At 73.1% G+C, this 22,940-nt stretch carries 23 protein-coding genes; 12 read left to right on the top strand and 11 right to left on the bottom strand.

Features of this window, described 5'->3' with window-relative positions:
• Nucleotides 1–33: 33 nt before the first annotated feature.
• Entirely contained in the window at nt 34–1,188 is a 1,155-nt protein-coding gene (locus ABD981_RS28330; RefSeq protein WP_046906450.1) for a sensor histidine kinase, read from the top strand.
• A gap of 95 nt (nt 1,189–1,283) precedes the next feature.
• Here the strand turns inward: ABD981_RS28330 and ABD981_RS28325 are convergent, their stop codons facing one another.
• Nucleotides 1,284–1,517: a hypothetical protein gene (locus ABD981_RS28325; RefSeq protein ID WP_046906449.1), complete on the bottom strand. Its 234-nt coding sequence runs from the start codon at nt 1,515–1,517 to the stop codon at nt 1,284–1,286.
• Nucleotides 1,518–2,208: 691 nt separating this feature from the next.
• Between ABD981_RS28325 and ABD981_RS28320 the strand changes: the two genes are divergently transcribed.
• A complete protein-coding gene (locus tag ABD981_RS28320; RefSeq protein ID WP_046906447.1) occupies nt 2,209–2,841 on the top strand; it encodes a response regulator transcription factor in 633 nt (210 codons plus the stop codon).
• Between the two features lie 90 nt (nt 2,842–2,931).
• Here ABD981_RS28320 and ABD981_RS28315 read toward each other — a convergent pair whose 3' ends face one another.
• From ABD981_RS28315 to ABD981_RS28300, 4 genes are all read right to left on the bottom strand, one after another.
• A complete protein-coding gene (locus ABD981_RS28315) occupies nt 2,932–4,737 on the bottom strand; it encodes an alpha/beta fold hydrolase (RefSeq protein ID WP_046906446.1) in 1,806 nt (601 codons plus the stop codon).
• 169 nt (nt 4,738–4,906) lie between these two features.
• Complete coding sequence (locus ABD981_RS28310; protein WP_123954271.1) at nt 4,907–6,367, bottom strand: MFS transporter; 1,461 nt, start codon at nt 6,365–6,367, stop codon at nt 4,907–4,909.
• A 31-nt stretch (nt 6,368–6,398) separates the two neighbouring features.
• The gene (locus tag ABD981_RS28305; protein ID WP_046906444.1) at nt 6,399–7,589 is read right to left on the bottom strand and encodes a lipid-transfer protein; all 1,191 of its coding nucleotides are present in this window, start codon (nt 7,587–7,589) and stop codon (nt 6,399–6,401) included.
• A 13-nt stretch (nt 7,590–7,602) separates the two neighbouring features.
• Nucleotides 7,603–9,786, bottom strand: coding sequence for an acyl-CoA dehydrogenase family protein (locus ABD981_RS28300; protein ID WP_046906443.1), 2,184 nt, complete (start codon nt 9,784–9,786; stop codon nt 7,603–7,605).
• A 194-nt stretch (nt 9,787–9,980) separates the two neighbouring features.
• Between ABD981_RS28300 and ABD981_RS28295 the strand changes: the two genes are divergently transcribed.
• The gene (locus ABD981_RS28295; RefSeq protein ID WP_046906442.1) at nt 9,981–10,796 is read left to right on the top strand and encodes a sulfite exporter TauE/SafE family protein; all 816 of its coding nucleotides are present in this window, start codon (nt 9,981–9,983) and stop codon (nt 10,794–10,796) included.
• 141 nt (nt 10,797–10,937) lie between these two features.
• Complete coding sequence (locus ABD981_RS28290) at nt 10,938–11,357, top strand: DUF4259 domain-containing protein (RefSeq protein ID WP_046906488.1); 420 nt, start codon at nt 10,938–10,940, stop codon at nt 11,355–11,357.
• On the opposite strand, the gene ABD981_RS28285 is transcribed toward ABD981_RS28290, so the two are convergent.
• Genes ABD981_RS28285 through ABD981_RS28275 form a run of 3 tightly spaced genes read right to left on the bottom strand, consistent with a single transcriptional unit; the run spans nt 11,325 to nt 12,835 of the window.
• Nucleotides 11,325–11,723 (bottom strand): hypothetical protein, encoded by a 399-nt coding sequence (locus tag ABD981_RS28285; RefSeq protein WP_046906441.1) that lies wholly within the window; start codon nt 11,721–11,723, stop codon nt 11,325–11,327. The genes ABD981_RS28290 and ABD981_RS28285 overlap by 33 nt on opposite strands.
• Before the next feature lie 21 nt (nt 11,724–11,744).
• Nucleotides 11,745–11,972 (bottom strand): DUF397 domain-containing protein, encoded by a 228-nt coding sequence (locus tag ABD981_RS28280; protein WP_425586470.1) that lies wholly within the window; start codon nt 11,970–11,972, stop codon nt 11,745–11,747.
• Between the two features lie 23 nt (nt 11,973–11,995).
• The gene (locus ABD981_RS28275; RefSeq protein ID WP_046906439.1) at nt 11,996–12,835 is read right to left on the bottom strand and encodes a helix-turn-helix domain-containing protein; all 840 of its coding nucleotides are present in this window, start codon (nt 12,833–12,835) and stop codon (nt 11,996–11,998) included.
• 84 nt (nt 12,836–12,919) lie between these two features.
• Between ABD981_RS28275 and ABD981_RS28270 the strand changes: the two genes are divergently transcribed.
• The 3 genes from ABD981_RS28270 to ABD981_RS28260 all read left to right on the top strand — a co-directional run bounded on the left by ABD981_RS28270 (nt 12,920) and on the right by ABD981_RS28260 (nt 15,069).
• The gene (locus ABD981_RS28270; protein WP_046906438.1) at nt 12,920–13,327 is read left to right on the top strand and encodes an ATP-binding protein; all 408 of its coding nucleotides are present in this window, start codon (nt 12,920–12,922) and stop codon (nt 13,325–13,327) included.
• A 50-nt stretch (nt 13,328–13,377) separates the two neighbouring features.
• Complete coding sequence (locus tag ABD981_RS28265; protein WP_046906437.1) at nt 13,378–14,016, top strand: class I SAM-dependent methyltransferase; 639 nt, start codon at nt 13,378–13,380, stop codon at nt 14,014–14,016.
• Nucleotides 14,017–14,169: 153 nt separating this feature from the next.
• Nucleotides 14,170–15,069, top strand: coding sequence for a hypothetical protein (locus ABD981_RS28260; RefSeq protein ID WP_046906436.1), 900 nt, complete (start codon nt 14,170–14,172; stop codon nt 15,067–15,069).
• Here the strand turns inward: ABD981_RS28260 and ABD981_RS28255 are convergent.
• Nucleotides 15,038–15,631 (bottom strand): RICIN domain-containing protein, encoded by a 594-nt coding sequence (locus ABD981_RS28255; protein WP_240495124.1) that lies wholly within the window; start codon nt 15,629–15,631, stop codon nt 15,038–15,040. The two genes, ABD981_RS28260 and ABD981_RS28255, sit on opposite strands and share 32 nt — an antisense overlap.
• Before the next feature lie 149 nt (nt 15,632–15,780).
• Nucleotides 15,781–17,559: a tol-pal system YbgF family protein gene (locus tag ABD981_RS28250; protein WP_345530398.1), complete on the bottom strand. Its 1,779-nt coding sequence runs from the start codon at nt 17,557–17,559 to the stop codon at nt 15,781–15,783.
• A 112-nt stretch (nt 17,560–17,671) separates the two neighbouring features.
• Between ABD981_RS28250 and ABD981_RS28245 the strand changes: the two genes are divergently transcribed.
• The 3 genes from ABD981_RS28245 to ABD981_RS28235 all read left to right on the top strand — a co-directional run bounded on the left by ABD981_RS28245 (nt 17,672) and on the right by ABD981_RS28235 (nt 20,665).
• A complete protein-coding gene (locus ABD981_RS28245; RefSeq protein WP_046906434.1) occupies nt 17,672–18,556 on the top strand; it encodes an N-acetylmuramoyl-L-alanine amidase in 885 nt (294 codons plus the stop codon).
• A 115-nt stretch (nt 18,557–18,671) separates the two neighbouring features.
• Complete coding sequence (locus tag ABD981_RS28240) at nt 18,672–19,541, top strand: DUF5336 domain-containing protein (RefSeq protein ID WP_123954269.1); 870 nt, start codon at nt 18,672–18,674, stop codon at nt 19,539–19,541.
• A 113-nt stretch (nt 19,542–19,654) separates the two neighbouring features.
• Complete coding sequence (locus ABD981_RS28235) at nt 19,655–20,665, top strand: LLM class F420-dependent oxidoreductase (protein ID WP_046906432.1); 1,011 nt, start codon at nt 19,655–19,657, stop codon at nt 20,663–20,665.
• A gap of 9 nt (nt 20,666–20,674) precedes the next feature.
• Here the strand turns inward: ABD981_RS28235 and ABD981_RS28230 are convergent, their stop codons facing one another.
• Nucleotides 20,675–21,235 carry a hypothetical protein gene (locus ABD981_RS28230; protein ID WP_046906431.1) on the bottom strand — a complete coding sequence of 187 codons (561 nt, stop codon included), beginning with the start codon at nt 21,233–21,235 and terminating at the stop codon, nt 20,675–20,677.
• Nucleotides 21,236–21,534: 299 nt separating this feature from the next.
• Here ABD981_RS28230 and ABD981_RS28225 point away from each other — a divergent pair, with 299 nt between their 5' ends.
• A complete protein-coding gene (locus ABD981_RS28225) occupies nt 21,535–22,359 on the top strand; it encodes a helix-turn-helix domain-containing protein (RefSeq protein WP_046906430.1) in 825 nt (274 codons plus the stop codon).
• Nucleotides 22,360–22,471: 112 nt separating this feature from the next.
• Complete coding sequence (locus ABD981_RS28220; protein WP_046906429.1) at nt 22,472–22,921, top strand: hypothetical protein; 450 nt, start codon at nt 22,472–22,474, stop codon at nt 22,919–22,921.
• The last annotated feature ends 19 nt before the right edge of the window (nt 22,922–22,940 follow it).

Here is a 22,940-nt window from a genome sequence, read left to right as displayed (position 1 = left end):
GGATCCGAAGGAAGGGCTGGAGGAGGAGTCGACATGCGCAAGCGACGCGGGGACCGTTCCCCGGAGGAGATGGGCCCGCCGAACGGCTTCGCCCTGCTGCCCTGGCTGCTGATGGGCATGGGAGCGCTGTCCAACCTGATCCGGGGCGAGACCCCCAACCCGTGGATCGGCGCCCTCGGCCTGCTGGCCTTCAACTCCCTCTACGTCACGATCGTCTTCCGCGCCTTCGACCGCACCAGGCGGGAGGCCCCGGCGACCTGGTGGCTGCTGGCCGCGATCACCGCGGTCACCCTGGCCCTGGCCATCGCCTACGGCGGCCCGTACCTGCTCTTCTTCCCCCTCCTGGGCCTCGCCGTGGGCTCGGTCGTGCGCGGCCGGATGCTGGGCCGGGTCGTGCTCCCGCTGTGCGTGGTCGCGGGCACGGTGTCCGGGCTGCGGGACGGGTGGGCCGCGATCAACGTGGCGTACGGGACGTTCATCTCGGCCATGGTGACGGCGGCGGTGCTCACGCTCTCGGAGACGGTGAAGGAGCTGCGGGCCACCCGCGAGCAGCTGGCCCGCACGGCCGTGGAGAAGGAGCGGCTGCGCTTCTCCCGGGACCTGCACGACCTGCTCGGCCACACCCTGTCGGTGATCGTGGTGAAGTCGGAGGCGGCCCGCCGCCTGGCGCCGCGCGACCTGGACGCGGCGCTCTCCCAGATCACGGACATCGAGTCGGTCGGCCGCCAGGCCCTGACCGAGATCCGCGAGGCGGTCACCGGCTACCGCGAGGTCCCGCTCGCCGCGGAGCTGGACCGGGCGCGGGACGCCCTCTCCTCCGCCGGCATCGAACCGGTGGTCCGCCGCTCGGGCCCGCCGCTGGAGCCGCAGACGGAGGCCCTGCTGGGCTGGGTGGTCCGGGAGTGCGCGACCAACGCGGTGCGCCACAGCCGCGCGACCCGCTGCGAGATCGAGCTCGGGGGCACCCCGGAGCGCGTCCGCCTGACCGTCACGGACAACGGCCGCGGCGCGGGCGAGGGCACCCCCGGCAGCGGCCTGAAGGGCCTGCGCGAGCGCGTGGAGGCGGCGGGCGGCACCCTGGAGTCCGGCCCGGGCCCGCGCGGCGGGTACCGGGTGACGGCGGAACTGCCGGTGGAGGCGACCACCACCGAGCTGGCGGGGGGCGCCGCCGGGGCTCTGGGCCTGTAGAACTCCGGACTCCGGGACTCCGGACTCCGGACTCCGGGACTCCAGGGCTCCGCAACTCCCGGACTCCGGGACTCCCGGACTCCAGGACGGGCACCTCAGATGATGTGCCCGGTGTTCACGCCCTCCACGGCCACGAGCGGCTGGCGGAGGACCAGCTCGCCGACCCCCTTGTTGACGTCGCCGCCGACACCTTCCGAAGTGACGTCGGCATGGTCGCCACGGCTCACCAGACCGCTGCCGCCCGGTCCGTCCGCGTACGAGGTGCCGGCTGTCGAGAGAGCGGCCCCCGCGAGGGCCACGACGGCGAGAGTGCGCTGTGCGATCTTCATGCACGGCACAACGAGTGCGGCCGCACACGGATGCGCGGCCCGCTCGCATCGGCCGTCCCGTCGACGGTGCGGCTTCTCGTGGACCTCCGGGGCGTCCACCCGTAGGCGCGGTCGACTGCCGTCGGAGGTGGTGGCGTACTCGCCGACGACGCCGTCGCCGCGGCTGGAGACGCCGGTGGAGCTGCCGTGGCCAGCGGCCGTAGGCCGGCCCCTCGCCGCCCCTCCCCGGGGTCGGCTCCCGGGACTAGCTCCCGATGCTCTGCTCGGAGGCGTTCCCCCCGACGACGGCGTTCTGGGCGTCGCCGCTGACGGGGGTCGCCTTGTCGTGCTGCGCCTTGTCGTGCTGCGGCGCCCCCAGCACGTCGGTGAGGCCGCCGACGGGAGCCGGGAGGGGAAGGGGGGGCGGCGTGCGCGGAACCGGACAGCCCGAGGGCCGTACCGGCGGCGAGGAGGAAGGAGGCGGCGAGGGCCCGCTGGGGGCCGCGGAGGTTGCTCATGCGCTGCCAACGAGGACGGCCGGGCCGGGGATGCGGCGCTTCCCCAGCTCGCGGACCGCGGCATGAGGTGACGGGCGGGCACGTCCAGCGCCTCCGCCACCTCCGTCAGGCGCTGCGGGTCGTCGGAGCCGGGCGCTGCGGCGAGGGACGCGCCCCAACAGGCCACCCGCCCTACCCTGTTCCTCGTGAACGAGATGCCGCAGGACCATCGGCCGCTGTCCCGTACGAGAGTCCTCCTCGCCGAGGACCAGGGCATGATGCGCGGCGCGCTCGCGCTGCTGCTGGGCATGGAGCCCGACATCGAGGTCGTCGCGCAGGTCGGGCGCGGGGACGAGATCGTGGACGCGGCGCTGCTGTCGCGGCCCGAGGTGGCGCTGCTGGACATCGAGCTGCCGGGGCGGTCCGGGCTCGACGCGGCCGGGGACCTGCGGGACCAGGTGCCGGACTGCCGGGTGCTGATCCTGACGACGTTCGGGCGGCCCGGGTACCTGCGGCGGGCGATGGAGGCGGGGGCGGCCGGCTTCCTGGTCAAGGACGGGCCCGTCGAGGACCTGGCGGAGGCGATCCGCAAGGTGCTGCGCGGCGAGACCGTCATCGACCCGGCCCTCGCCGCCGCCGCGCTCAGCGCGGGCCCGAACCCGCTGACCGCCCGCGAACGGGACGCCCTCGGCGCCTCGGTGGACGGCGCCACGATCTCCGACATCGCGGAGGCCCTGCACCTCTCCGAGTCGACGGTGCGGAACTACCTGTCGTCCGCGATCGGGAAGACGGGCACCCGGAACCGGATGGAGGCGGTACGGGCGGCGCGTCAGCAGGGGTGGCTGTGACCCCGGGGGGAGTAGAAGGCGAGTTCGCCGACGGCAGCCCGCCGTACACCGATCGGCGGGCTGCCGTGCGAGCGGTCGGGTGCGGGGGTGTCAGCCCAGCGGGAGTTCCAGTCGGGCCTCGCTGCCGGTCGCGGAGCCGACCGTGGTGGTGGTGAGGGCGGGGAGGTCCGAGCCCGCGTAGGAGTAGAGCGGGTCTCGGCCGTTGACGACCAGGGCGAGGCGGTGCCCGGCCGGCAGGTCGTAGGAGGCGGCCTGGAGGCGCCAGGCGAGGGTGGTGTCGGTGTTCGGGGTGAGGCCGGTGGCCGTGTACGGCTCGTGGGTGATGATGCGGGCCGTGCCGTCCGGGGCGACGTCGTACAGGTAGGCGATCACGGTGGCGGCGTCGACGCTGCTGCGCACGGTGAGCCGCACGCCGGCGGCGCCCCGGATCCGGCGGGCCACCTCACCGGGGCCGGTCAGCGGGTCGGTCGACCAGACGAGCAGGTGGTCGCGCTCGAACTCCGCGAGCTTGTACGGATCGGGGTTGCCGAACCACTCCCGCTGCCCGGCCTTGAGCAATTCGCCGGCCAGGGAGGAGGTCAGGGCGCCGGCCTGGAACTCCCGCGACCATCCGGCGGCCGGCTTGTCGGTCAGCGAGCCGTCGGCGGTGGCACCGGCGCCGGTGAGGTACCAGGTCTCGCGGCCCGTGGTGGCCTCGTCCCAGGACGCGTACGTCTCGCGGCGCGCCGGGACGGTGATCCGCCTGGTGCCGCCCGGGACGGCTGCCGTCTCGTAGGTGAACATGCTCTGGCTCTTCACCGGCTGCCAGTCCGGCACGTCGTTGGCGACGCCGAGCAGGTGGTGGTCCAGCCACTCGTAGGCCTCCCGCGTCGGCTCCGCCAGTCCGGGGAACGGCACCCCGAGCACCAGCCCGGCCAGGCCGGGGCCCTCGGGGGCGCCGTGGTCGCCGATCCACAGGTTCAGCCGCTTCGGGACGGTGAGCCGCTCGAAGAGGTCGAGCACCGGGTTGACCGGGAACAGCGTCTCGTGCCAGGTGTTCGAGAAGAACGTCGGGATGCCCCGCGCGTTCGTCTGGTCGACGTAGGTCTCCGGGGAGCGCTCGGTGCCCCACGCGACGACCTCGTCGAGGTTCCGGCCGCTCAGGAAGTCCTTGAGGAGCTGCTGGGCCCCGTCGTCGAACTTCTCCTCCAGCGGGCCGCCGGTGAAGGCGATCAGCGCCTGGACGGCCTCCAGGTGCCGGGTGCCGTTGTCGTACAGGCTGGTGGCGAGGTTGCCCCAGGTGCTCAGCGCGACCACGGCGTCGACCCGGGCGGCCGGGTCGTGCGCGGCGACCAGCTGGCTGATCCCGGAGCCGTAGGACTCGCCGAGGAAGCCGACCCGGCTGGGCTCGAAGGACTCCTGCGCGTAGTCGATCACGGACGAGCCGTCGGCCCAGTCGTTGGGCCCGGCCACGTCGACGAAGCCCTCGGAGGTCGACGGCCAGCCCTTGATGCCGATGCCGCGCGGCGAGTAGGCGAGCACGTGGTAGCCGCGCTGCGCCAGCTTGAGGTACGCGTGGAGGAAGGGCAGCCAGCCGTACGGGTTCCAGCCGGCGGGCACGATCACCACGGGGCGCGGGGCGTCGCCCTTCAGCTTGATGCTGAAGGCGGACAGGCGGATGCCGTCGGACGCGGTGATGCGCGGGAGGCCGGTCGTTCCGATCCGCCGCACCTCCGCCACCAGCTCCGAGAGCTCCGGCGGGAGTTCGACGCCCTCCTCGCCCTGAAGGGAGGCGAGCAGCGCCCGGGACACGTCGACGACGGCCGGGCTGATGCTGTGGCCCGGGCCCCAGATGCCGTGGGTGGCGATGTCGGTGAGCGTCGCTTCGGTGACCGACGGAGTCTGGTCACTGGTCATTCGGAACCACCTTCTCTGTGAACGGATGCCCCGAGCGGCATCATGATCAGAGGAGGAGGAACCAAACTGAGACGTCGTCACGTTCGCCGGATCCGGTGACGTCGCTGCGACATGCACGCAAGTGCACCCCGTCTGCGCTACGGAACGTGCGCGTGCCGCACCGGCGCTTTCAGGCCGCCTTCCGCTCCCGCCCCGGCAGCCAGAGCGCCATCAGCACCGCCGTGCCCAGCAGCACGCACGCGCCCACCCGGAACGCCGCCGCGTAGCCCTCCGTCAGCGAGGCGGGGGTCGGGGTGCCGGTGGTCGTGAAGGCCGCCGCGACGGTGGAGAGGATCGCGAGGCCCAGGGCTCCGCCCATCGTGCGGGAGGTGTTGATGAGTCCCGAGGCCAGGCCCGCCTCCGAGGGCGGGGCGCCGGTGGTGGCGAGGATGGCCAGGGGGGTCGAGCCGATGCCTATGCCGAACATGATCAGGACGCCGGGGATCAGGATCGACGGCACGTACGAGCCGTCCGGGGTCATCGTCGACTGCCAGGCGAAGCCCGCCGCGCCCAGCAGGATTCCGGCCACCGCGACCGCGCGGGCGCCGAAGCGGGGCAGCAGGCGGGGCGCGAGTTTGGAGCCGGCGATGACGCTGACCGAGCTGGGGACCAGGGCGAGGCCGGCCTGGAGCGGGGTGTAGCCGAGGACGTTCTGGGCGTAGACCGTCATGAAGAACCACGAGCCGAAGGTGGTCGACGCGCAGAGCGCCATCGTCGCGTTGGCCGCCGACACCGCGCGGGTGCGGAAGATGCGGAGGGGCATCAGGGGGGCCGGGGCCTTGGTCTCCCAGGCCACGAAGGCGGCCAGCAGGAGCAGGCCCGCCGTCAGGGGCACGAGGGTCTCCGGGGCTCCCCAGCCCGACTCCTCCGTCTGCACGATGCCGTACGCGAGGGTCGCCAGGCCGCCCGTCACCAGGACCGCGCCGGGCAGGTCCAGGCGGTGGCGGCCGTCCGTGACCCGGCTCTCGGTCAGCCACAGGCAGGCGCAGGCCAGGACGAGGGCGCCGATCGGGACGTTGATGAGGAGGACCCAGCGCCAGGAGAGGAGGTCGACCAGCGCGCCGCCCACGAAGCCGCCGGCCGCGCCGCCCGCCGCGCCCACCGCCGTCCAGGTGCCGACCGCCCGGGTGCGGGCCGGGCCCACCGGGGCGGCGGCGGTGAGCAGGGTGAGCGTGGACGGGGACAGGATCGCCGCGCCCAGGCCCTGCACGGCGCGGGCCGCCAAGAGCTGCCAGCCCTCCTGGGCCAGCCCGCCCGCGACCGAGGCCAGCGTGAACAGGCCGAGCCCCAGGACGAACATGCGCTTGCGGCCGAACAGGTCCGCCGCCCGGCCGCCCAGCAGCATGAAGCCCGCGAACGCGATCGAGTACGCGTTGACCACCCACTGGAGACCCGAGGCCGTCAGCCCCAGGTCCGTCCGCATCGACGGCAGCGCCACGTTCACCACCGACACGTCCAGCACCACCAGGAACTGGCCCGCGCAGGCGATCAGGACCACCAGCCAGAGCCGGGAGGGCGGGGGTGACGAGGGTATGGACGGGTCTGCGGTGGGGGTGGCTTTACCCGTGTCGGTTCGCGGCATGGGCGTCATGGTCGCAGACCCGGCCCGACCCGTACATCGACTAGGCGCGGCGCAGCAGCGTCACCACCGCCGCCCCGCCGAGGCCGATGTTGTGCGCCAGGCCCACGTCCGCCCCCGGCACCTGCCGGGGGCCCGCCTCTCCGCGCAGCTGCCAGACCAGTTCCGTCGCCTGCGCCAGGCCCGTCGCGCCCAGCGGGTGGCCCTTGGAGATGAGGCCGCCGGACGGGTTGACCACCCACCTGCCGCCGTAGGTCGTCGCGCCCGACTCGACGAGCTTGCCGGAGGCGCCCTCCTCGCACATGCCCAGGGCCTCGTAGGTCAGCAGCTCGTTGACCGAGAAGCAGTCGTGGAGTTCGATCACGTCGACGTCCTCGATGCCCAGGCCGGAGGCCTCGTAGACCTGCCGCGCCGCCGCCCGGGACATCGGGCGCCCGACCACGTCGATGCAGCTGCCCGAGGCGAAGGACTCCTCGGTGTCGGTGGTCATGGCCTGGGCGGCGATCTCCACCGCCCGGTCCCGCAGGCCGTGCTCCGTCACGAAGCGCTCGGAGACGACCACGGCCGCCGCCGCGCCGTCCGAGGTCGGCGAGCACTGGAGCTTGGTCAGCGGGCGGTGGATGGTCTTGGCCGCGAGGATCTCCTCGACCGTGTACACGTCCTGGAACTGGGCGTTGGGGTTCTGGGACGAGTGCCGGTGGTTCTTGGCGGCCACCGCGGCGAGCTGGGCCTCGGTCGTGCCGTAGCGGTCCATGTGCTCGCGGGCCGCGTTGCCGAAGATCTGGGCGGTGGGCGGGGACATCTCGAAGCCGTGCCCGGCCGCCATGATCCCGTAGTGCCGGGCGACCGGCGAGGTCTTGAAGTCGCCGCCGTCCGAGCCGCCGCCGAGCGCGCCGCGCGCCATCTTCTCGAAGCCCAGCGCGAGGACGCAGTCGGCGATGCCGCCCTCCACCAGCTGCCGCGCCATCATCAGGGCGGACGAGCCGGTCGCGCAGTTGTTGTTGACGTTGTAGACGGGGACCCCGGTCAGGCCCAGTTCGTAGACCGCGCGCTGGCCGGCCGTGGAGGCCTGGAAGCAGTAGCCGACCGGGACCTGTTCGACGAGCCCGTACGGGATGCCGGCGTCGGTCAGGGCGGCGGTGCCGGCCTCCTTCGCCATGTCCCAGTACTGCCAGTCCCGGGTCTCCGGCTTCTCGAACTTCGTCATGCCCACACCGACGATGTACGACTTCATCGAAGCCTCTCCCTCAGTCTCTCGGCAGGCCGAGCAGGCGCTCGGCCACGACGTTCAGCTGCACTTGGGTGGTGCCGCCCGCGATGGTCAGGCAGCGCGACATCAGCAGTCCGTGCACCGCCCGCTCCCCCGCCCCCTCCCGCAGCGCGCCCTGCGCGCCCAGGAGTTCGACGGTGAGCTCGGCGAGCTTCTGCTGGTGGACGGTCTGGACGAGCTTGCGGACGCTCGCCCCCGGTCCGGGTTCGAGGCCGGACACCTGGAGCAGGGTGGTGCGCAGCCCGATGCAGGCGAGGGCGTGGGCCTCGGCGACGAGGGCGCCGATCCGGGCCCGTACGGCCCCGTCCTCGCCGACCGAGGCCTCGATGAGCGCTTCGAGGCCGGTGTCGAAGGCGACCTGGTCGGCCATGTGGACGCGCTCGTTGCCGAGGGTGTTGCGGGCGACCCGCCAGCCGCCGCCGACCTCGCCGACGACCGCGTCGGCGGGCAGCAGGGCGTCGTCGAACCAGACCTCGTTGAAGAGCGACTCCCCGGTGATCTCCTTCAGCGGCCGGATGTCGATGCCGGGGGTGTTCTTCATGTCGACGACGAAGTAGGTGAGCCCCTTGTGCTTGGGCGCGTCGGGGTCGGTGCGGGCGAGGAGGATGCCGTAGTCGGCCCACTGGGCCGCGCTCGTCCACACCTTCTGTCCGGTGATCCGCCAGCCCGTGCCGTCGTCCGTCCGCTCGGCCCGGGTGCGGAGGGAGGCCAGGTCCGAGCCGGCCTCGGGCTCGGAGAAGAGCTGGCACCACTGCTGTTCGCCGCGCAGGGTGGGCGCGAGGTGCCGTTCCTGCTGTTCCGGCGTCCCGTACGCGAGGAGCGAGGGGACCACCCAGGTGGCGATGGAGAGCGGGCTCAGCACGACCCCCGCCGCCTCCATCTCGCGCTGTACGGCGAGCTGTCGCACCGGCCCCGCGCCGAGCCCGTACGGTGCCGGGAGGTGCGGCGCCGCGTAGCCGGTGCCGGCGAGGACGCGGCGGGCGGCGCGCGGGTCGAGCCCGACGGCGGGCGCCAGCGCCTCCCGGGCCTCGGCGCGGAACGCCTGGGCCTCCTCGGGGAGTTCGAGGCGCAGCTCGCGCCGGATCCCGGTGGCGGCGTGCCGCACGGCGGCGAGCCGGTGGGTGTCGCCGGAGCCGAGGAGCTGGCGGGCGACGAGCGCGCGGCGCAGGTACAGGTGCGCGTCGTGCTCCCAGGTGAAGCCGATGCCGCCGAGGATCTGGATGCAGTCCTTGGCCAGGCCGTACGCGGTGTCGAGCGCGGCCCCCGCCGCGAGGGAGGCGGTCAGCGAGCGCACCTCGGCGGCGTCCTCCCGGGCCGCGCGGGCGGCGTCCCAGGTCAGCGCCCTGGCCTGTTCCAGCCGGACCAGCATGTCGGCGCAGAGGTGCTTGACCCCCTGGAACTGTCCGATGGGCCTCCCGAACTGCACCCGCGTGCGGGCGTGTTCGGCGGCGATGTCGAGGACCCGGGCGGCGGTCCCGCAGGCGTCGGCGGCGAAGAGCACGGCGGCCAGGTCGGCGACGAGCGCCGCGTCCACCGCCCCGACCACCCGGCTCGCGGGCACGAGCACCCCGTCGGCGGCGACCTCGGCGGTCGGCCGGGTGGGGTCGGCGCTCTCGTGCGGGCGCACGGAGAGGGTGTCGGCGTCGACGGCGAGCCACACGGTGCCGTGCAGGGCGCGCGCGGGGAGGATCAGCAGCTCGGCCTGCGCCCCGCCGAGCACCGGCGGGGCGACCCCGTCGAGCACGAATCCGTCGGAGGCGAGGGCGGGCGCGGCGGTCAGCGTGCCCGGCCCGAGGGCGACGGCCCCGATGCGCTCCCCCGTGGCGAGCGCGCCGGCGTCCTCCCCCCGCCCGGCGCGGTGCAGCAGCTCGGCGGCGAGGACCGTGGGGAGGTACGGGCCCGGCAGCAGCGCCCGCCCCGCCTCCTCCAGGACCACGGCCAGGTCGACGAGACTGCCGCCGCCCCCGCCCTCGCACCCCTCGGGGAGGTGGATGCCGAGCAGCCCCTGCGCGGCGGCCCCGTCCCAGTACGCGGGCCGTCCGGCCGCGCCGCCGGGCGCGTCGAGGTGTTTGCGTACGTCCTCGGGGGGCGCGGCGCGCGCCAGCCACCCGTGGACGGACCTGGCCAACTCCCGCTGTTCGTGCGTGATGGCGATGCCCATGGCACGGCAGACTAGAACACGTTCCAATCTGACGGAAGGTCAGAAACGGTGTCGGTTGCCGCGGGGTGCGGCCGGGCGCGCGGCCGGGCGGACTCGGAGGACCGGACGGATCCCGAGCCGGGAGGCAGGGGCATCCACCGAAGGCGCAGGCCGCCGATGGCCGGCGGGAGGCGCGGCGCGAGAGGATGCCCGCCATGGCCGCTGACCAGACCTTCACCCCACCGCGCTCGACGCGCTCGATACCCCTGACGTTCTGCGCGGGGGCGGCGATCGGCGTCCTGGGCGGGATGATCGGCCTGGGCGGTGCGGAGTTCCGCCTGCCCCTGCTGATCGGACTGTTCGGGTTCGCCGCGCTCTCCGCCGTCATCCTCAACAAGGCCATGAGCCTGGTGGTGGTCCTGACCGCGCTGCCCGCCCGCATGGCGGCCGTGTCCGCCGCCGACCTCGCCGCCCATTGGCCCGTCGCGGTCAACCTGCTGGCCGGGAGCCTGCTGGGCGCCTGGGCCGGAGCGTCGTGGGTGGTGCGGATGCGCTCGGACACCCTGTACAGGGTGCTGGCCGGCCTGATGGTGCTGATGGCGGCGGCCCTGCTGTTCACGCACTTCGCGACGCTGGACGCCCTCGGCCTGGTTCCGTGGGCCCAGGTGGCGCTCGGGGCCGCCGCGGGGTTCGGGATCGGGGTGGTCGCGGCCGTCATGGGCGTGGCCGGCGGCGAGCTGCTGATTCCGACGATCGTGTTGCTCTTCGGGCAGGACATCAAGACGGCGGGAAGTCTGTCCCTGCTGGTGTCGCTGCCGACGATGCTGGTGGCCTTCGCCCGCTACAGCCGCGACGGCAGCTTCGCGGTGCTGGGCGCCAACCGCCGCTTCGCCCTGGTCATGGTCGCGGGCTCGGTCGCCGGAGCGGTGCTCGGCGGGCTTCTGCTCGGCGTGTTCCCGGACGTGGTCCTCATCCCCGCGCTGAGCGTGGTCCTGCTCGTCTCCGCCGTCAAGCTCGCCCGTCACGAGTGATCCCGCGCGCGGGGGCCGCACCGCGAACCGACCGCTCCGGCCGAAGCCGCGGCGTTGTCAGTGGCGGGTGCCAGCATGAGGAACAGCAGTCGGGCACCACCGGCCCGGCACCGAGCGAGTGAGCGAGTGAGCGAGCTGACCATGGGCACCTGGGACATCGGCCCCTTCGACAACGACTCCGCCGCCGACTTCTCCTACCAGATCGACCAGGCCGCCGGCGCCGACGACAAGGCGGCGGTGTTCCTCGCCGCCTTCCGCGACGTCGCCGAGACCGGCGAGGACGCGTTCCTGGATTCGTACTACTCCGTCAAGGCCGTGGCCTCCGCTGCCCTCCTCGCCGCGCAGTGCCCCGGCGGCGAGCCCGTCACCACCTCGTACGCCCCGAAGGACGCCATACCGGTCCTCCCTGCCACCCTCCGCCCGCTCGCCGTCGCCGCCCTCGACCGCGTGCTCGGCCCCGACTCCGAACTCCTGGAGCTCTGGGAGGAGTCGTCCGAGAGCGAGGAGTGGAAGGCGGGCGTCCTGCGGCTACGCGCCGTGCTCGCGGGCGCGGACGCGTAGCACCACGGCGGCGCCCGCCGCCACGACCGCCGTCACCGCGAGGGCGAGCAGCGTCGGGTTCAGCCAGCCCGGGACGACCTCCTCGCCCGCGCACACCAGGCTCACCGGCAGCATCCCCGAGGAGTCCGGCGAGACCTTGATCCCGGCGTTGAACCAACACGCGTCCTCGGGGAAGAGATACGGCAGGTACGACAGCCCGTACGCGTGCACGGCCGCGCCCGCGACCAGCGCGAGTACGGCGACCCAGGCGGCCGGCTTGGCGGGCGAGGGCGCGGTACGGACCCTCCGGCCCCGCCCACCCCGCCGGGCCCACCCCACGACGGCGATCCCCGCCCAGGTCAGCAGCGCCAGGGCGAGGATCACCATGCCCAAGCGGTCCATGACCGGTCAGCGCCCGAAGCGACCCTCGGCGGCGGCCGTCACGAAGGCCGCGAACGCGGCCGGGGCGGCCAGGAAGACGGGGCCGGCGGGGTTCTTGGAGTCCCGGACGGCGACGTGGGCGGTGAGGTCGGCGACCTCGATGCATTCGCCGCCGGTGTCGGAGCTGTAGGAGGCCTTGCGCCAGGCGGCGGGGCCGAGGGGGGGCGCACTCGACGCACTCTCCCCCGGTGTCACCGCTGTAGGAGGACTTACGCCATTCAGCGCCCGTCAGGTTCAGGTTGGTCCCCATACTGTTCCTCCATCACACGGGCGATCAGTGCGGCCGATTCCTCCACCGAGAGGGCAGCAGCCCTCAAGTGATCGTAACGGAGGGACCCTTCCCTGAAGGCGGCCGCATCGGCGGTCATGTGCCCGCGAACGAAGTCCTCGGTGTAGACCAGATCGGGGTCGTCATCGAAGCGCAAGAGGGTGAACGAGCCCGGCAGTCCCGCATGCGCACCCGCCTTGAACGGCAGGATCTGGATCTTCACCCACTCCCGCTCCTGCATGGCCAGCAGGTGAGCGAGTTGCTCCCGCATGACCTCGCGCCCGCCGATCTCCTGCCGCAGCACCGCCTCGGACAGCACCACCCACAGCAGGGGAGGCGTCTCGCGGTCCAGGATGCGCTGGCGTTCCATTCGGGCCGCGACCTTGCCCTCGACGTCCGCTTCCGTCCTCGCGCCCAGAACCGCCCGGGCGTAGGCCGGGGTCTGAAGCAACCCGTAGACCAGTTGGGACTGGTACGTCGAGATGTACGTCGCCTTCGCTTCCATCTCCGCGTACGGCTGGAACCAGTTCGGCAGCTGGCTCTTCAGGACCAGGCCGATCAGGCGCGTGAACAGACCGCCCGTCATCAGCGCCGCGTCCAGCCGCTCCGAGAACTGTCTCGTCGGCAGCTTCTTCGCGGTCTCGATCTGACCGACGAGCGAGCCCGTGCAGAAGAGGATGTCGCCCAGCTGGTCCTGGCTGAGCTTCGCCTCCTCCCTCAACCGGCGTAATTCCGAGCCGTAGTAGTCCAGCGGCGAGGCGCTGGGATCGAGGTTACGGATGTTGGCCACGGCGAGGTCACCCCCAAACTCACGCTCTCAGGCGTTGAATCCAGTCCGTAGCCGAGCGTAGCGATGCCGCTCCAACCTGGAGGCATGAATCAGGCAACAGACCTCTACCCTGCGGAACTTGAAGCGAGCTACCGGATGGGCTTCACCGTGGGTGAGCACTCCGCCGGTCACATGCGCCGCATCCTCCGCATGTTCCTCGCGCGGTGGGGGCTCGACCGGCTGGCCGACGCCGCCGGGCTCGCGCTCACCGAGCTCGTCGCGAACGTGGTCCGGCACGTGCCGGGGCGCCGGTGCACGGTGCTGATCCTGCGCGAGCCGTACGGGCTGAGGGTGGAGGTGTCCGACCGGGTGCCGGGGCCGCTCGTGGCGAAGGCGGCGGGCCCGCTGGACGAGGGCGGGCGCGGGCTGGCACTGGTGGAGGCCGTGACGGACCGGTGGGGGGTGCGGGAAGGAGGCGACGGGAAGACGGTGTGGTTCGAGTGCGACGGGTAGGGCAGCATGGGCGCCCGTAAGCGCGTACCCGCCAGTAGGAGGAGCCGACCATGGTCGCCACCGAGCCCACCCCCGAGATCCTCGCCGCCTTCGAGGCCGCGAAGGGCTTCATGCCGGTCAAGGAAGGGCTCGCGCTGTACGCGGCGGCTGCCGAGGCGGCGGAGCTGGGGCTGCCGCTGCTGGAGGTCGGCACGTACTGCGGGCGCTCGACGATCCTGCTCGCGGACGTCGCGCGGGCGGCCGGGACGGTCGCGGTGACCGTGGACCACCACCGGGGCAGCGAGGAGCAGCAGCCGGGCTGGGAGTACCACGACCCGAGCGTGGTGGACCCCGAGGTCGGCGCGATGGACACGCTGCCGACCTTCCGCCGGACGCTGCACAAGGCGGGTCTGGAGGAGTACGTGATCGCGGTGGTCGGGCGCTCGCCGCAGGTGGCGAAGGTGTGGGCGGGGCAGCTCGGCTTCGTCTTCGTGGACGGCGGGCACACGGACGAGCACGCGACCAACGACTACGAGGGCTGGGCCCCGAAGGTCGCGCCCGGCGGCATCCTCGTCATCCACGACGTGTTCCCGAACCCGGAGGACGGCGGCCAGGCGCCGTACCGGATCTATCTGCGGGCGATCGAGTCGGGCGAGTTCGAGGAGATCTCGGTCACCGACTCGCTGCGGGTGCTGCGCCGGCGGGGCTGACGCGGCGGGGCCGGAGGGGGCCGGAAACCGCCCCCGATTCCCGTACGGGCGAATGCGCCGAAAACGCCTTCGCGCGGCCTCTTCCGCTGCGAGGATGGCGGCCCTCGGTCGACCGGCCATCACAGTGGCCCCGTGCGCGTAAGAGGTCCCCAGGTGCAGTTACTCGACGACCCGGTCATTCACTCGGCACTGTGGGCGGGCGGCGTCACGTACGTGGTGGCGTGCCTCGTGGCGGCCGCGGGCGGGACCCGGGCGGAGGCCCGGGAGATGTCCGGTCAGCTGCCCGTCGACGGTCCACGCAGGATCCGTGACCACTTCTCCGAGCAGTCGAGAAGGCTCAGCACCAGCTTCGGCCAGGGAGCCACCAACCTGGCGCTGGCGGTCGCCTGCTGCGTGATGGCGCTCAGCGGTCCGGCCGGCACCATCGGGCACTGGCTGCCCATGATCTTCACCGATCGCCAGGCCACGCTGAACAGCCTCGCCGAACGCCTGTCGAACGGATCGCTGATCCTCCAGCTCACCACCATGGCCGTCGGCGTGACCGTGCTGATGCGGCACATCAGCTTCCTGCGCACGCTCTTCGGACACGACGGCAGCACGGCGGAGCTCTGGAAGAAGCTGCGCCAGCTCCTCATCACCAACGCCCAGGGCGGCGTCTTCCTCGCCGCCCTCACCATCATGTGGCTGCTCAGGGGGCACGGGCTCGACGGCCTCTGGATGACGACGCTTGCCTACGTGTTCGCGTTCTTCATCGACGACTGGATCATCATCAGCGAATACAGCATCCGCTTGGACGTCCCGTCTCTGACCTTCCATCGATGGCGGCTCCGGCTCGCCTACCTGTGCCTGCTGGTGCCCAGCGTCGGCCTCGCCTGGGACGCCTTCGGAGGGTGGGGCGTCGGGGTCATGGTCTGGTACGCCGCGTCACTGTTCACCGTGGCCCGGTCGCACCGCCGCGGCCCCGAGCGTCGGCGCCCGAAGGTGCCCCTCCCCGGCCAGCGCCGGCAGGAGGACCCGGAGGCTACCCGCCCACGTTCCCGGCCATCCTCATGACCCAGCGGCGCGAGGCGTCGTTGTCGCAGCTGAACTGGACGAGCCCCACGTTGTTGTCGGTCGACCGGCCGCCCGCGACCGTCGCGCACAGGCCCGTCCGGACGTTGACGAGCTGGTAGGAGTTGCCGTTCCAGTTGGCCACCCGCCAGCGGCGCGAGGGGTGGTCGTCGCAGTCGAACTGGACGAGCGGCTTGTTGTTGCCGCCGCTGCCGCCCGCGACCGTGGCGCACTTGCCGGTCTGCCGGTTGACGAGCTGGTAGGACTCGCCGTTCCAGTTGGTGACCCGCCAGCGGCGCGAGGGGTGGGTGTCGCAGTCGAACTGGACGAGTTCGACGTTGTTGTCGGTGGACTCGCCGCCGGCGAGCGTCATGCACTTGCCGGTCTGGAGGTTCCGGACCTGGAACGAGGCGCCCGAGATCCGCGCCTCGGCGGAGGTCGAGGAGCCGGTGTCCGCCGCGGGGTGGGCGACCGCGGGGACGGGGAGGAGCATGACGCCCCCCGCCATCAGAATCGTCGACGTCGTCACGAGGCGACGCGACCGCGTGTCCTTGCGCATACGCATGGGAACGCTCCTCTCTAGCGCAGGAGCGGTGCAGGAGGAGGAAGAGGAGGGGGCCACGACACCCCTCGGTCCTCACTATCCGCGCGTGGGCCGGGCCCCGCAAACGCAGGGCCCGGCCGTGGACACGCTCGGTGACCTTTCCGGGAGTTTCAGAACCCTGAGGTCACATAGAGGCAGTTGGTGTAGCTGTAGCCCGACTCGATCTTGGCGTTGCTCGGCTTCTTCATGCCGGCCGAGGTGCCGGTGCCCTCCCGCTTCTGGAGCATCTGGTAGCTGCCCGGGGGCAGTGTCAGGGTCCGCTTCGGGTACTTGGAGGAGGGGCCGGAGCAGGGCTTGACCTTCTCCCCGACGGGCAGCAGGAGGGTCGGGTAGCTCTTGCAGCTCGCGCAGGACGGGATGGTGAGGCGGCCGGTGACCGGGCCGGTGTAGAGGAGTTCGACCTCGCCAGGGCCGTCGTTGCTGATGACCATGACCTGGCCCGAGCCGTCGACCGTGGCACCCGAGGGCACCTTGTTGCCGGCCGCCGGGGTCTCCTCGGCGATCTCGGCGGCGATGGCGATGTTGCGCGCCTGGGCGGCCTGCGGGCTGTCCGGGTAGGTCTTGGCGTAGTCGGTCATCGCCGTGGCCGCCTCGCTGAACTCCTTCTTCTTGAAGCGGTCGAGGCCGCAGCCGAACTCGCCGCGCTGGATGACCCGCTTGGTGTCCGTGCCGAGGCTCGCGTAGGTCTCGCTCGGCAGCATGCCGACCGTGGTCCGGAAGCGGCCGATCTCCGCGAGGCCGTCGCAGGGGGCGACGCCCAGGGCCTTCTCGCGGGTGCGCAGGCCCTCGCGGAGGGTGGGCTCGATCTTCGGCGTGAAGGGGGACTGCGGGAAGGTCTTGGTGAGGTCGTTGAGGTAGTCGCCCGAGGTCTTCTCCTGGCCGGCCGAACCGATCGTGGTGGTGCCGCACTGGAACCAGGACTCGGCCAGCGGCTCGTCGGCCTTGCCGACCAGGCTGCCGAGCAGTCCGCGGTCGACCTTGCCGGGCAGCGCGCGCAGGTGCTTGAGGCCCGGGACGGCCGCGCAGTAGTCCTTCTTCGTGTACGGGAGGGAGACCGAGGTGTAGTAGGCGGCGAGCCGGGCGGGGACCAGCTTCCCGGCGCGCGAGCCGGCGTGCTCGGTGCCGATCCTCTGGTAGGTCGCGAGGACCGAGTTGTAGGTCACCTCGACGCTGGTGAAGGACTGGCCCTCGGCCTGCTTCACCAGCCCGTCGGCGGCGGTCAGGGTGTCCATGAGCTGCTGCTCGATCGCCTCGTCGCGGGCCGCGCCGTAGGCGAACGTGCCGCCCGCCGGGACGACGAGCAGGAGCGCGAGGGCGACGGGCAGGACCAGCTTGCGGCGGCCGGGGGGCTCCAGGGCGGCGGGGGTGGCGCGCAGTCCGCGCCGGTAGCCGTCGGCGGCGACGGCCAGGAGGAAGACGCCGTACGCGACGAGGACGCCGAGGGGGATGCCGTCCGGGTCGGCCGGCAGGGCGACGACGAGCAGGGCGACGGTGGCGGCCCAGCAGAGGGCCGCGGACTTCCAGTGCCTGAGCAGGACGTAGCCGAGGCCGAGGCAGGAGAGGTTCAGGAGGGCGACGGCGGCGGCCTGTGCCGGGTTGGGCGGGCCGGGCGGCGGTCCGGGCGGCGGCGGTGGCGTCGCGACCATCACCGGCGGCTGGTCGGGGGGCACGGGCGGCTGCCCGTACGGTCCCGGCTGCGGCTGCGGCGGTAAGCCGGAGTCCGCGTACGGGTTCGGGCCGGGCTGGACGCGGGGGTCCGGCGGTCCGGCCGCCGCTCCCGGCCGCTGCGGCGGGCCGGGCGGCTGCTGCGCCCCGGGTCCCGTCCATTCCCAGGGCGACGGCTGCCGGCCCCGGTCGTCGTCTGCGCTGTTGCGGTCTTCCCCCGCCACAGGTTCCCCCTCTGTGGTCGCTGCTGCAGTGCCCCCCACATACCCTTCACCCTCTCCCCACACACGTCCAGCGATACGGGCAATCCGGCGCCGGAACGCCTACAGTCGCGGGGTGCCGTACGACCGGAAACTCCTCGCCCTCCCCCTGGCCCTGACCGCCTGCGCCGCCCTCGCGGGCTGCGGGGGCTCCGCCGAGTCGGCGACGCAGGCCCCCCGTACCGCCGGAGCCGAGCGGACCGGCGCCCCGTCGGGCGCCCAGGCGAACGCCCAGGCCACCGGCCCCGGCAGCGGGGCGATCCCGGCCGGGCCGCCGCGGAAGGTGCTGCCGCTCGCCGGGCGGACCCTCGTGATCGACCCCGGGCATAATCCCGGCAATTTCCGCCATACCGCGGAAATCAACAAGAAGGTGAACATCGGGACGAACCGCAAGGAGTGCGACACCACCGGCACGTCCACGAACGCGGGGTACACCGAGGCCGCGTTCACCCTCGACGTCTCGCACCGCCTGCGCGACCTCCTCGCGGCGCAGGGCGCCAAGGTCGTCCTGGTGCACGACGCCGACCGCGCCTTCGGCCCCTGCATCGACGAGCGGGCCCGGATCGGGAACGCCGCGAAGGCCGACGCCGTCGTCTCCGTCCACGCGGACGGCTCCGCGGTCGGGAACCGGGGGTTCCACGTGATCCTGCCCGCGCGGGTGCAGGAGGGCGGCGCCGACACCACGAAGATCGTCGGGCCCTCCCGGAGCCTGGGCGAGAAGCTGGTCGCGCGGTTCGGGCGCGCGACCGGCACCCACCCCGCCAACTACATCGGTTCCGGTACCGGGTTGGATGTGCGGAAGGATCTGGGGGGCCTCAACCTCTCGACCGTCCCCAAAGTCTTCATCGAATGCGGCAACATGCGTGATCCGAAGGATGCCAAGCTGCTGACCGAGGCCGCGTGGCGACAGAAGGCCGCGCAGGGCATCGCCGACGGCATCGGGGCCTACCTCAAGGGGTAGGGCCCGGCGTCCCGGGGAACGGACGATAGATTCGCTCCGTACGATGCTCCGTACGATGGGGCCGCCCCCGTGATCCGCGCCACCCCGACGAGACGACCCGACGAAGGATTCTTACGTGAATATCCGCTCCCTCACCCGAGGCGATGGCGTGCTGATCGGCGCAGCGGTGGTGCTGTTCATCGCCTCGTTCCTCAGCATCTCCGGGTGTGACGCCAGCGCCGCGATCTGCGACAAGGTCGACCTGCCGAACTCGTGGGAGGTGTCCCCGCTCGGCTGGGGCTCCTTCTTCCTCGGCATCGCCGGCGCCGCGCTCGTGGTCCTCTCGCGCGCGCTGCCGCAGGCGCAGCCGCGCAAGGTGGCCGGTCTGGAGTTCGGCCAGGTCGGTGCCGCGTTCGGCATCGCGTCCGCCTGGACCCTGCTGATGTGGGTCTTCGAGTCGGAGAACGCCGGCGCGGGCCTCATCCTCGGCCTGATCGCCTCGCTCGTGCTGGCCGGCGCGGCCGTCGCGGCCCCGCTGGTCCCGGCCCTCGGCGGCCCGCTCCTCGGCGCCCCGAAGCCGCAGACCCCGCAGCCGTACGGCATGCAGCCGGGCCAGCAGGGCGTCCCCGGCGGCTACGGCTACCCGGGCGCCCAGCAGCAGCCGCAGCCGTACGGCGGCCAGCCGGACCCGTCGCACGGTGCCGGCCAGCCCTTCGGCGCGCAGCCGCAGGCCCAGCAGCACCAGGCCCCGCAGCCGCAGGCCCCGCAGCCCCAGCCGCAGCAGTCCGCCGCTCCGGCGCCCGCCGCGGACTTCGCCCCGTTCTGGTTCGCCGTCCCGGTGGCCCGTCCGCTGTACGCGGAGGACGGCTCCCAGGCGCCCATCGCCGAGCTGGCGCCGGGCACCTGGTACCTCGCGGTCGAGCAGCGCGGCCAGGCCCTGGTCGCGCAGACACAGGACGGCCGCCGCGGCGTCCTCCAGGACACCACCGGCATCCAGCGCGGCTGACCCGCCCCGCCGGCAGGCCCTCAGCGGCCCCTCGCCCTTCCGGGCGGGGGGCCGTTGTCGTACAGTCCAGGCCGACCCACAGATCTGACGCTTCGTCAGGAAGGCTGGCCGTCATGCGCCTTGGACTCGCCCTCGGCTACTGGGGCCGCGGCCCCTCCGCCACCCACCTCGAACTCGCCCGCGAGGCCGAGCGGCTCGGCTACGACTCGGTGTGGACCGCCGAGGCGTGGGGCTCCGACGCCTTCACCGCGCTCACCTGGATCGCCGCGCACACCAGCCGCATCCGGCTGGGCACCGCCGTCGCGCAGATGGCCGCCCGCACCCCCACCGCCACCGCCATGCACGCGCTCACCCTCGACCACCTCTCCGGCGGCCGGATGATGCTCGGGCTCGGGCTCTCCGGGCCGCAGGTCGTCGAGGGCTGGTACGGGCGCCCCTTCCCGCGCTCGCCGCTCACCGCGACCCGCGAGTACGTGGACGTGATCCGACAGGTGCTGCGGCGCGAGGGGCCGGTGACGCTCGACGGGCGCCACCACTCCCACCCGTACACCGGCGCCGACGGCACCGGGCTCGGCAAGCCGCTGAAGCCGATCACCCACCCGCTCCGGGCCGACCTGCCGGTCCTGCTGGGCGCCGAGGGCCCGAAGAACATCGCCCAGACCGTCGAGATCGCCGACGGCTGGCTGCCGCTCTACTGGTCGCCCGGGCGCTGGGCCGAGGTCTACGCCCTGCCCGAGCGGCTCCGCGAGGGCTTCCTGGTCGCCCCGATGGTCCGCGCCCAGCTCTGCGACGACGTCGCCGAGGGCCTGCTGCCGGTCAAGGCCATGCTCGGCTTCTACATCGGCGGCATGGGGCACGCGGCCCGCAACTTCCACGCCGACCTCATGGGGCGCATGGGGTACGAGGCGGAGGCGCGGCACATCCAGGAGCTGTTCGCGGCCGGGCGGCGCCAGGAGGCCGTGCTCGCCGTGCCGGACGCCTTCGCCGACGAGATCTCGCTGGTCGGCCCGCGCGAGCGGATCGCCGAACGGCTCGCCGCATGGCGCAAGGGCCCGGTCACCGACCTGCTGGTCACGGCGCCGGACCCCGCCACGCTCCGGGTCCTCGCGGAGCTCAACTCCTGACCCGGCCGGTCAGCCGCCGCTCAGCTGGGACGTGCTGGGCACCTTGTCGACGACCTCGGCGCCCGCGCTCTTCCCGGCCTCCTTCACCTGGTTGATGATGCTGTCGAAGGAGCCGATGTCGGCGTCGGACGCCTCGCCCTTGCGCAGTTTCGTCCCGAGCTCCTTCAGCGACTCGATGCCGGCGGTGAGCGGTACCACCGCCTTGGAGAGCAACGGGTCGCCCTTGGCGTTGTTCACGGCCGCCTTGAGCCGGTTGTAGGTGAAGGCGCCCGCCAGGCCCGCCTTCACGAGAGCGAAGGTGCGCCCGTCCGCGCCCTTCTTGAACTTGCCCTCGCGGTAGGGCTTCACGATCCACTGGTACGTGGCACCCGCCGCGAGACCCGCGTTGGCGACGAACCGGGTCTTGGCCAGCCGCTGCTGCTCGAAGCTCGCCGAGCCGCTCGGGGTCGCGTCGGAGCTCGTGGTCATCGACTGCGAGCCGTCGCCGCCGCAGGCCGCGGTCGTGGTGAGCAGCGCGCCGGACAGGAGGAGAGCGACGACGGCGCGCCGCGCGCGGACGAGGCTGGGCACGAGGGACCTCCGTGGGGGCTGTGGCGCCGGGCCTTGATCCGCCGGGCAGGCCCCAGCCTCACCCGGGGCACCGGGGTGCGCCACCGGGGTGACTCCGTACGGGTTCCGCCGGTGCTCAAATCCGCGCTCCTCCATCCCTTCCTCCGGTCATCCCCGCAGGTCAGAGCCGTGGGACGTCCCACCGTGTCCCTGGGACGCCGTCGCCCCTGGCCCGCCCCGCGGGCCGGTCGGAGAGTGGATCACCGGCCCGGGACGGTTCCGGGCAGGGGAGGTACGGGACTTCGATGGTGAGACGCCGCGTGTGTACGGGGGGCGGACGGTGTCAGTGGTTCTACGGGGCGCCGGACGCCCGGCTGGGACGGGGGATCGGCACGTACCGGGGGTTCCGGTCGGCGGCGGGGGTGCCGCAGGAACGGCTGGTGGTGCCGAGCGGGCGGGTGTCGCTGCTCATCGGCTTCGGCGGCGAGCTGCGGATCCGGGACGCGGGACGGCACACGTCCCTGGTCTCGGGGCTGCACACCCGGGCGCGGGTGCTGGGGCACGGCGGGGACGTCCAGGGCGTGGAGCTGGCGCTGGCCCCGTGGGCGGCGCGCCGCTTCTTCGGCGGCACCGCGCTCACGGAGCTGACGGACACGCTGGCCGACCCGGCGGACGTCATGGGCGCCCGGACCCGCGACCTGGCCGAGGCGCTGGCGGAGGCCCCGGGCTGGCCGGAGCGGTTCGCGCTGCTCGACGAGACGCTGCTGCGCTGGTCGGCGGAGGCGGAGGCGGCCGGGGACACGGGGCCCGCGCCGGCCGTCCTGGAGGCCTGGCGGCTCCTGGAGCGGTCCGCGGGGGCGCTGCAGATCCGCGAGGTGGCGGCGGCCACGGGGTGGAGCCAGCGGCACCTGGAGACCCGGTTCCGCGAGCAGATCGGGCTCGGTCCGAAGCGGCTGGCCCGGATCCTGCGGCTGAACCGGGCGATCCGGCTGCTGACCGAGGGCGACCGGCCCGCCGAGACGGCCGCCCGCTGCGGCTACTACGACCAGGCGCACCTCAGCCGCGACTTCACGGCCCTGACCGGCCTGCCGCCGGGCCGCTTCCTCGCGGACCGGGGGACGTCCAGCGCCTGGATCGCGGGCTGAGCGGCAACGTTCCGACCCGGCGGTTTTTTCCAATACGGCACCGGGCGCCGGGTGCGAGCCTGACGTCCGCGTGCGGTTGCGTACGCAATGCCGAACAGAAGGATCGACTTTCATGCGCATGACCACGGGGCTCCGCAGGAAGGCCGCGGCCGTCGCGGCGACCACCGCCCTCCTCGTCGGCGGCGGCATCGCCACCGCGAGCCAGGCGTCCGCCGGCTACATGTGCGGCGCCGGCTACCACTGCGTCTACTGGGGCAACCTGGGCGACAGCGCCGCGCACGACTTCTACAACAGCGACCGGAACTTCACGGACGACTGGTTCAACAAGAACCCGGGCACGGGCGGCTACGGCACCAACGTGAACGACGCCCTCTGGTCGGCGAGCAACTCCAGCACGGGCGGCTACGAGAGCCACTACTACCGGGACATCGACTACAAGGGCGGCCTGCTCTTCTGCGTGAACCCGGGCAGCGAGGTCTTCGGTTCGCAGCTCAACGACTCGCAGCGCAACGCGGCCAGCTCGCTGGAGCTGCGCCCGTCGACGACGATCCGCTGCTTCTGACCCTCACGCCCCGCGCGTG

This window comes from Streptomyces showdoensis (assembly GCF_039535475.1).
GTDB classification, from domain to species: Bacteria; Actinomycetota; Actinomycetes; order Streptomycetales; family Streptomycetaceae; genus Streptomyces; species Streptomyces showdoensis.
Note: the sequence above shows the minus strand (reverse complement) of the source record. Positions and strands in the feature narration are given on the sequence as shown.